Source organism: Clostridioides sp. ES-S-0048-02, assembly GCF_020658495.1.
Lineage (GTDB): Bacteria > Bacillota > Clostridia > Peptostreptococcales > Peptostreptococcaceae > Clostridioides.
In genome coordinates this window covers 57,422-67,006 of record NZ_JACVWH010000016.1, presented here as the reverse complement: position 1 = coordinate 67,006, position 9,585 = coordinate 57,422, and the positions used below count along the sequence as shown (strand labels likewise).

Sequence of the window (9,585 nt, the reverse complement as noted above, 5' to 3'; positions counted from 1 at the left end):
TTCTATGAGTAAGTCATATCCTCCACTATTAACTCTAGGTATTTTATACGACTTTTCTTCTGTTTTAGTTTTAAACTGCTTTTCGGGGCATATTATTACATCCACCTTATGCCCTTCTTTTCTGAATGTATCTGCTAATACTGGTGCAAAAGATTTATTATATTGATACTCGTTAACTACTCCATCAGCAGAAGTACATGCACCATTTTTTAAAATACTGTGTCCTACTGTAATACATATCTTCATTATTTATTTTCCTCCTTCAACTGTTTGTAAGTTTGATTTATACATACCCCAGCAAATTACTCCTTGTAAGACTGCATCAGCATTTAATCCTAGCATCCAAATAGAGAATCCTATTCCAAGTACTAATAACACTACTGGAATATACTTATTATCTAACTGTTTATACTTCTTACAACCTGCTCCTATAACATAAAGAGCAGCAACTAAAATTAGCAACTGCTCAGGTATGAAACTTATTAAATTATCCATTTATTTTCCTCCTAATTAAAATATTCCCCTCTGTATTGCAAATATAAAGAATCCTACAAGTGTTGTAATCATTGTCCCAATCAACTACTTTAGCATACTAGTAAGTGAGTTCAAGTTCTCACACAATGCTTTTAACTCTGCTTTAGACTCTATATTTGCTACTTTTAACTCATCTATTTCATCATTATGTTTATTTATTGTTACCTCATGTCGTTTCAAATTGTCTTTGAAAAGTTCTTCATTCATGAAAACCTCCTAAATTGTAAATTTGCATTAAAAAAGGCTTAGAGATATTATCTAAGCCTTTTTATTTATAACAAGCAATAAAATATCCCTTAAATGGACTTTTCTCTGTTGTATAACTAGTACTCCCTGCTTCAAATCCTTTTTTATCTGCATTAATTTTAATATAAGCAGTGCTTCCATCAGGATTACTTTCTAGTTTTTGTCTTAATGGAGTATAATAACATTCTCTTTCATTCATTATCGAAAATATTGCTAGATGTTCGGGAACAGAAGGAAAAGTAAGCTTATATGGCTTTGCTTCTTCTCCTTCAAAAGAACCTCCTGTTATTTTGTATCTGATATTAACTTGTTGTTGTAAATCAGTTATAGTACCTTTAAACTCTGTAATATAATCAGCATACTCTTGAAATGTTTGTTCTGATATGGCAGGAGAGCCGATAGCAGTTGATAAAAGTACTTTTCCACTATCGGCTCCTTGAAAAGCCTCATCTGCCCTATCCATACATTCTTTCAATGCTCCTTCTACATTTTCACTTGTAAAATTATTCTCTGTATCTTCTATAGTTACATTCTTTGCTTCTAGTACAAGATTTCTAACTTTATTAACTAACTCTTTAAAAGTCAATAAAAAAAGAACCTATATCGTTGGTTCTACTGGTGTTTCTTCTTTATTTAATAAACCTGTTAACTCTAAATACTGTTCTTCTTCAATCCTGTTTACTGCATAAAATACATCAATCTTGTGCTGCAAATCCTCTTTAGTACTATAGTTCTTTTGTTCTATCATTAATTTTAATAAGTTATACATATTAATTCCTCCTAATGGAGATATGTTTTCATTTATTTTTATATTTGTACCTGTATAAGATTGGTTAGCTATTTCCTCTACTCCAACTACTTGGTCTTGCAATTTTATATTTTCTTTTACATTATTTATAGTAAGATTAGAAAAGTCCTGTATACCTTCATCTGTCAACATCATAGAAGCTACTATTGCCTGTATAGCATTGTATGAGACTGTCCCACCTAAATCAATCTTATCTAAATATTTGTCTATCTTAGTTTTTAGATTATTTAATACTGTTTCTTCACTAAAACTTTTACTAAATATAAAACTAGCTTTTACATTAATAAGTAATGTTTCGGGTGTTACGATCGTTACTAAAGCCCCGATAGGAGCTTTCCCATCTCTACTTTCTCCCTCTGACATATTTAAGTGGTATATATATTCTTGAACTTTATTTATCAACTCTTGTGTTGCTGCTTTTCTATTTTTGTCTAGTATTAATACTTTTACTGTCCCTGCCCCATTCCATTCGGGAACTACATAAGCATATCCAACCCCATCAACTTCTTTAGCCTATCTTATATAATCTGAACTAGCTCCACTAAGTTTATCTTCTTGTTCTGCTACAAGAACTCTTTCTCTAAAATGTTCTTCGTCTTCTATATCTGTTCCACCCTTGAAACCTTCTTTATTAGTAACAGATTTAATCCCATTAATAGAACCTAATAGAACAGTTACAGTATTTTGAGATACATTTCCTATAGTTCCAATTTCTCTACATTCTGCTTTAATATCTACTGTTTCATTTTCTTCCATAGTTTTAGTTTCAAGAAGCTCAAACTCTATACTCTGCTTTTCATCAGTTGCAACAGTAGCCATCATAGTCCCTTTTGTAATTATAGTTCCTTGTACACCTGTAAATGTAATTGTTCCTATTGCTTTTGTAGGTTGATTTTTAAATACTCCTTGCATTCACCAAGCCACTCTAAATAAGTTCCTTAACTGGTTTGAAGGAATGCAATCTTTAAATTATTTTGCAGTCCTAATTGTTTTAATTCAGCTATCTGCTCTGCTGTAGGTCTTGTTGCATCATAAATAAAGTCCCCTTCTAGTGTGCTCACATCTTGAAAGTTACTTAATATTCTTTCGTGTATTGCTTCTTCATCTTCTGTCAAAAAACTGGTATAGGTAGTTCTCTTTCCATATAATCACCTACCTTTTTATGTTTCCATCTATAGTTATATTTTCATCATCTAGCGTTAATACATCAAATTCATATTCTACTAATCTACTATTCTCCAACCAGTTAAAATTAAATTCTCCTACTTCTTTTGTATTTATATCACTATAAAATATAGTGGTCAAAAAATGAATTTGTGTCTGTTTAGCTTACAGAACATTTTTTTCATCTTTTTTTACTCACTCAGTGGTATTCCACTTTTTTGAAAGTCTTTAATTTCTCTTGTTTATGTTATTCTCGTTTTGTCTTATATCTGCCTTCATATTCTCTTTGCTTGCCACTTTCTTTACGCTTAAGTTAGTTTTGATAAAGTCAGTCTTTTCTCGCTTTCTTCCATTTTGTTTTGAATGGAATAGAGAAAAGCGTCATTATCATATACAGTTTAAAATGCTTATATTATCATAAAAAAACAAGTAGAATATTAATCTACTTGTTTGATAAGATCCACATCTTTATATATTTCATTTTATCTCTTCATTAACATATTTCTTAAGTAATGCACTTGAACTTTCGCCATCTTCATCTAAGCATTTTCTTGATCCAAATACCAAAAATGCGTCTTTAGCTCTAGATACAGCAACATTCATTAAGCTCGAATTTTTATTTATAAAAAAACAACCATCACTTGCACCGTAAACTGTTGATAAGATTATAACTTTCCTTTCAGCTCCTTGAAATGTGTGAACTGTTCCTACATCAATATTTTTTACATCATCATTTAAATAAATTTTTAATTTTTCTTTTAAAATTCTAACTTGAGCCTTAAAAGGTGTTATAATCGCTATTATCTCATTATTTTTTATGTTAACATTTTTTTCCTTATACAAATTGACTATTTGTTTATAATTAATTGATAACCACTTTGCTATTTCTTCTGCTTCTTTTGAATTCATTCTACTACATCCATTTTTATCAGAATTTTTAACCTCTATATTTTTATATCCCATATGTGGCAAGTTATATAATGGATAATTTTCATCTTTTTCTCCCAATCCCCTACAAGCTTTAAGTTTCCCATCATATACCAGCCTATTGCAATACTCTATTATTTCATTATAACATCGTCTATGTTCACTCAAAAAAAGTCCTTTATCATATTTATCATAATGACATGAATTAGCTGCAACTTTCATAACACTAGACTGTGAACAATTTTGACCAAATTCTATTAAGTTTTCGAATGTTATTTCTTCATTTAATACATTACTTCTAATCGCTAATGATTTATCTAAGGCATTGCTAATTCCCCAAACTGGTGGTATCTGCTTTTCATCTCCAACAACTACCGCTTTCTTAGCCAATGCAAAAGATGCTGCTGCAATTTCTGGTGAAACTTGCCCTGCTTCATCTACAATTAAAAAATCAATAAAATTATATAAGTAACTACTTATTTTTTCATTTGAATAATAAATTTTAAATTGCTTAGGCAACATAAAAAATGTCATTACCATACATGGCGAAATCATCGCTAACCTGCTATATAAAGATTTTATTATGTTCGCAAAGTTGTTACCTCGTTGTTTATCTGTAATATAATCTTCTTTTAATAACCATCTACATTCATAATAATGAACAGATAGCCAAAATTCAATATATCTAATTCTTGTATCTATATACTCATTTATTTTTTCTAAAGAACACTCTTCTAAGTCTTTATTAATATGTCTTATAAATTCATCTATATTTTCAGTATCTTTAGTATAATAAATATCACAATTATATTTTTTTAGGAATATAAAATATTCATTTACACGATTCCTTAGTTTTAATATATAATTCTTCTCATTCTTTTTACTTTCTATTGTTTTTCTATTGTACTTTATCTCTTGCTCTATTTTAAAATTATCACTATTAATCTCCTCTATTATTTCCCCATATTTTTCTATAATTTCATCTAAAGACATACAATTTCCTATAAACTCATATTCATCTGAATCTATATATATTTTTAATCTATTAATTAATTTCTCTCTGAATATATTAAATACGCTTAATAACCTAATGTACCATGGAATTTTCTTATATATCTTATTCCATTCATCTATCCTATTCCTATATTTATTTATTTGTTTATTATTTTCTATCTTTTTAGATTCCAATTCTTTTTCTTTACTAGAACAATTTAATATAGCTTGTTCTAAAATTTTTAAATATTCTACTACTGTATTTTCTTTTATAATACTTCTTATTTCATATAAATCTGATATAATCTTATTTTTTTCTTTATCAATTTCAATAAGTTCTGAATATATTAATTCTTTGCATTCAGATATACCATTAATTTTTTTATTGAAATATTTAGATACATTTTCTATCATCTTTTTTTCAGATTTCATAAGATTTTCATCCGAATCTATATTTAAAGCAAATCCATCTCCTCTATTACTAGTGTATTGATAACATCTTCTTTCTGCATCTTCTTTTTTACTATCTGATGGAAAGTATAAAGCAAAACTATTTACACCTTCAATCCAACGTTCTTCTAAATTTTTAATTCCTATTTTTGTAACATTTCCAAATGAGTCTATAATATTAGTAACAGCTTGATTATTAGTAGAAGAAGCCACGACTACAGGTGCTTTCTTTCCCTCTAATGCATTTTTCACATACATATCTGCTACAATTGATTGTAATAACGTTGTTTTCCCTGTTCCAGGTGGCCCACTTACTGCTAATAATTCCCCATCTTTTAATTCCGAAAAATGATTTACAGCCTCTCTTTGTGACTCTGCTAATGGGTATTCCCCTCCCATTTGTCCTTTATGTTCTATCATTTTTAAATATGAATCATTTGATATTAATTTTTTAGATTTTTCAATACATGGTAAAATAAACTTAGCATATAAAGGTTTACTTTCCTTATTTATTAATATATCATTATATAATTGTTCTATATTAAGTGTAGCATTTACCGTATTATCTAAAATAATATATATATTATTTTCAAACATAATGTTTGAATCATCTTTTTTAATACAATTTTCATCAAAATTATATTTAGTTACTTCTTTATAAAATTCTTTTATGTAATTTATATATTCACTCCAACTTTTAAGTTTTTCCATCTTATCCGTAGTACTAGCTAAAAATTTATCTACATCATCTATATTTCCTAAACTTAGCTGTGGCTCTACCATAGGTTCTAAAAATTCTCTGGGTATCCATGGCCACTTATCATATTTATCATTAATTTTCAATTCACCTTTATTACTTATAATTGCTGGTACATATAGTATTCCTGTAAGTTCCTCAATATTATTATTTACTTTTCTAGTATTTTCAAAATAAGTTCTAACAGTCTTTGGAACTATTATTACTTCTATATCAACATTATTATAACCTTTATTATTAGCACTCAACTTTTCAATTATATTTAGATTGATTAGTCCATTGTTAAATTCTTCTCTTGTAATAACTTCATACTTATCATCTGAATTTTTAAAGTCTATTATAGCTTGATTTTTTGCAATCAAAGCGCTTTTGAAATACTTAGTTATATTATTAATCATATTTTAACTCCCTACTTATTTGTTATATAAATATTATCTATTTTTTAGAAATACCTAAATACTTACTATAATTAATATCTATATTTTAACATATAAAGAAATAAAAAACTATCAGACTCATATTCTGTTAGTTTTTTTACTTAAACTACTATTTACCTTTATATTAGTAAAACTTCAATAAATAATATTAATTATGTTATTTATAAATTAACATAATTATATGTTATTTATAAATTAACATAATTATAAGAAATCTATTTTAACATAATAAAAATTCAATACAGGTTAACATTCTTTCAAATAATTTAATACATAAATCCTTATTTCCTAAATAACCATAAATTTTTATTAATTCATTAAAACCATCGTGTCCTCCGCCATTCTCTAGTAAATATTGCAGCATACTATTTTTAGACTTTGTATTTTTTAAAGCTGCTAGAACTGTCATCCAGAAATTATGGCTATTTCTTGAATAGAATAAACTGCTCGGATAATTATATCTTGTAAACATATCAATAATAGCATCAATATTTCCATTGATATCTACACATTTTTTAATAAAGACTTCATTTATCTCTAAGGTTTCAAGATAATATTCTCTATCTAGTCCTTTTATAAATTCACATAACTCTTCTTCAGTATTAATAGAATTAATAATTTCAAAAATATCATAGTTTTCTTTTTCTAAAGGCTCAACTGAATATGAATATTCCTTTTCTTTTTCAACATCAATTTCTTTATTATATTTTTTACATAGTTCAATATAAATATCATATTCTTCTTTTTTAAGTTCTCTACTCCAACCAGCATATTCTAGTTCATCAATTTCATAACACGCTTTTTCAAATGAAAGCTTTTGTTCATATGATGAATAGAAATCACTTGCTGATATTTTTTAAATATACTCCTATTTTATAGTAAAAACTTTCCCATTCTATCTTTTGATAATATCTATCAAAAGATGATATAATATTTTTTAAACAATCTTCTGTATATTTTAACCCATCAGTTATTAGCTTTTCAGATTCTTCTTTAGTCTTTAATACATCTTCCTTCAATTGTTCAATATTCTCATCAGATTTTTTATAAGTTTCCTATGTAAATTTAATATTCTTTTGGTCTTGCTCACTTATTTTTTTTGAAATATCTGAGTTGTTTTGATTATAATCACCAATTAAATTATTAAATACAGATTGATTTTTAGTTATATAATCTATATGATTATACTTCTCTATCTCTCTATTAAATTTAGCTAAAGGTTCCTGTTTTTCCATAAATGATTTTTTTAAACCTTCTTTTGTATCTGCTTCTGTTCCTTTTATAAACTCTCTAATCCCACTCCTATACATAATATTTTCATTCTTAAGTATTTCTTTTTTAGTTTCTATATTTTTATCTAGTGAAATACTTTTATCACTAATTGACTTATCACTTGAGTTTACTAACGTAGTAAACACATTAGATAATGAATCTTTTATATTAGCCATCAATCCTTTATCTTCATTAGTTAATTCATTTATTAAGTTGTTTATTAGATTCTTATTTAACTTTTTAATTTTATTTATGTTGAATTTATTTTCACTATGTTCCGAAATTTCTCTAACTAAGTTTTCTCTTATAGAATTAATCTGATCTATATAAGATTTTTTATATTTTCATCTGCATAACTTATTTCAAAGTAATGTTTAGTAGTATTTAATAAATATCCTTCTGGAGCTTTCTTTTCAATCCAATAATACTTACCAAGATATAAATTTTCTACTTTTGCCTTTCCACCTTTAATCGTTACTGTTTCAACTAACTCATCATTATTTGATTTTCTTAGTTCATAAACCGCACCATCAAGTTTTGCATTTTCTTGAGGTATTGATCCAGTTTTTTCATCTTCTTTAATTAATATTGCTTTTCCTTTTTGTTCTATATCTTTATGACTAATAGATACTGATGTTACTTCTACAGTTTGTCCAGCATATTTTAATTCAAATGGTATCTTTTCTTTATTTATTAAATATCCCTCTAGTGCTTTTTCTTCAAGTGCATAATACTTTCCAAGCTTTATATTTTCTGATGTTGCCTTCCCGAATTTATCTGTGGTTATAGTAGTTATCTTTTCATCATTTTCATTATAAATTCCATAAATTGCTCCTTCTAATTTATAACTATCATTAGGCATTTCTACTCCAAAATCTTTTCCACTCTTACTAAGTATTACTTTACCTAACTGTTCTTTATTTTTTAATGAAACTTCTATAGTTTTATTTGCTTCAATAACAACTTTTTTAATTTCACCTTTATTAAAATATCCATTTGGTGCTGTCACTTCTGATATTCTTACAGTTGTTCCTTCTGGTATATCTTCTATACTTGCAATTCCATTAGAATCCGTTATAATATCTTTGCTCTTACCATCATACTCAAATCTAAGTTTTGCATTTGCTAATGCCTTTCCTGTATCTTCATCAATCTTTTTTACTTTAATAGTTCCTGACTTTATTACATTTATATTTAATCTCGCACTCATTGAATTTTCCATATGAAATTCTGCTAAACTTTGATAATCTGGCTTACGATAAACTATTGATGTTCCTACTTCATTTTTAGGAATTTTTCTATAACTAATAACTCCAGAAGTGGATTTTTTATTTGATGTAATTTTCAAAGTATTTTCTTCAATTACTATGTCTGTTCCAGTATTATTTGATTCTAATTTCATTTTTCTAATAATACCATTTTTATCTTGTAATTCAATTGTTTCTCCACTTTTAACTGCAACTTTTTCATTATTCCATGAAGGTAATATATTATGTCTATTTACTTTTTCAAGTATTTCAGCTTTTCTTTTATGATAATTTGGAAGTGTTGTAGATATAAATTTATCTCCTAACTCCTCCCATATAATTATTTGAGTTAATGTATAATTATATTTTGATCGATTTGTATCTGTATATCCATAGTAAGCTATCTTAGATAATATATCTTTCTTTGAATTTATATACTCCTCCGACACATATCTTCCTCCGCTTGCTGTTTTAATTCCTGGATCTACACAAAATACAATTTTATTATCCATTTTCATACGATAAATATTATGATTAATTTTTCTTCCTGTAATTGGACTAATACCTTTATAATCATATCCTGTGCTTTCACTCATATCTAGCTTGCTAGCATAAGCATAAGTTCCTGACATAAATACAGTAGTTATTATCGTTATAAAAGCCATAATAAAACTTACAATCTTTTTAGGTACTTTTGTTTTTTTCTTCATTCAATTTCATCCTTTCTTTAATATATTTTCATATAAAAAA

General features: G+C 26.8%; 8 protein-coding genes and 4 pseudogenes. All 12 read right to left on the bottom strand.

All coding sequences use genetic code 11. The features are described from left to right. A pseudogene (locus IC173_RS16375) lies at positions 1 to 246 on the bottom strand (N-acetylmuramoyl-L-alanine amidase); the annotation flags it as partial. Continuing rightward, positions 246 to 495 (bottom strand): annotated as a pseudogene (locus IC173_RS16370) (phage holin family protein). The pseudogenes IC173_RS16375 and IC173_RS16370, both read right to left, overlap by 1 nt. Before the next feature lie 15 nt (positions 496 to 510). Continuing rightward, positions 511 to 741, bottom strand: a pseudogene (locus tag IC173_RS16365) (hemolysin XhlA family protein). Between the two features lie 61 nt (positions 742 to 802). Beyond that, positions 803 to 1,366: a hypothetical protein gene (locus IC173_RS16360; RefSeq protein WP_227855870.1), complete on the bottom strand. Its 564-nt coding sequence runs from the start codon at positions 1,364 to 1,366 to the stop codon at positions 803 to 805. Positions 1,367 to 1,378: 12 nt separating this feature from the next. Further along, a pseudogene (locus IC173_RS16355) lies at positions 1,379 to 2,500 on the bottom strand (baseplate J/gp47 family protein). Between the two features lie 26 nt (positions 2,501 to 2,526). Then, positions 2,527 to 2,703, bottom strand: a complete 177-nt coding sequence (locus IC173_RS21040) for a hypothetical protein (protein ID WP_413927558.1) — start codon at positions 2,701 to 2,703, stop codon at positions 2,527 to 2,529. 37 nt (positions 2,704 to 2,740) lie between these two features. Next, positions 2,741 to 2,893: a hypothetical protein gene (locus IC173_RS16350; protein WP_227831666.1), complete on the bottom strand. Its 153-nt coding sequence runs from the start codon at positions 2,891 to 2,893 to the stop codon at positions 2,741 to 2,743. A gap of 336 nt (positions 2,894 to 3,229) precedes the next feature. Continuing rightward, positions 3,230 to 6,277 carry an AAA domain-containing protein gene (locus IC173_RS16345; RefSeq protein ID WP_227855869.1) on the bottom strand — a complete coding sequence of 1,016 codons (3,048 nt, stop codon included), beginning with the start codon at positions 6,275 to 6,277 and terminating at the stop codon, positions 3,230 to 3,232. A gap of 259 nt (positions 6,278 to 6,536) precedes the next feature. Next, positions 6,537 to 6,788 carry a hypothetical protein gene (locus IC173_RS16340; protein ID WP_227855868.1) on the bottom strand — a complete coding sequence of 84 codons (252 nt, stop codon included), beginning with the start codon at positions 6,786 to 6,788 and terminating at the stop codon, positions 6,537 to 6,539. Between the two features lie 367 nt (positions 6,789 to 7,155). Further along, positions 7,156 to 7,335: a hypothetical protein gene (locus tag IC173_RS16335; RefSeq protein ID WP_227855867.1), complete on the bottom strand. Its 180-nt coding sequence runs from the start codon at positions 7,333 to 7,335 to the stop codon at positions 7,156 to 7,158. A gap of 36 nt (positions 7,336 to 7,371) precedes the next feature. Next, positions 7,372 to 7,764: a hypothetical protein gene (locus IC173_RS16330; protein WP_227855866.1), complete on the bottom strand. Its 393-nt coding sequence runs from the start codon at positions 7,762 to 7,764 to the stop codon at positions 7,372 to 7,374. A 146-nt stretch (positions 7,765 to 7,910) separates the two neighbouring features. Beyond that, positions 7,911 to 9,545, bottom strand: a complete 1,635-nt coding sequence (locus IC173_RS16325; RefSeq protein WP_227855865.1) for a SpaA isopeptide-forming pilin-related protein — start codon at positions 9,543 to 9,545, stop codon at positions 7,911 to 7,913. Positions 9,546 to 9,585: the final 40 nt, after the last annotated feature.

What these genes read in the sequence shown, in the direction of transcription:
- IC173_RS16340 (WP_227855868.1), bottom strand. Translation starts at nt 6,788, where the DNA reads ATGTTTACAAGATATAATTATCCGAGCAGTTTATTCTATTCAAGAAAT.
- IC173_RS16345 (WP_227855869.1), bottom strand. Translation starts at nt 6,277, where the DNA reads ATGATTAATAATATAACTAAGTATTTCAAAAGCGCTTTGATTGCAAAA.
- IC173_RS16330 (WP_227855866.1), bottom strand. Translation starts at nt 7,764, where the DNA reads ATGGCTAATATAAAAGATTCATTATCTAATGTGTTTACTACGTTAGTA.
- IC173_RS16325 (WP_227855865.1), bottom strand. Translation starts at nt 9,545, where the DNA reads ATGAAGAAAAAAACAAAAGTACCTAAAAAGATTGTAAGTTTTATTATG.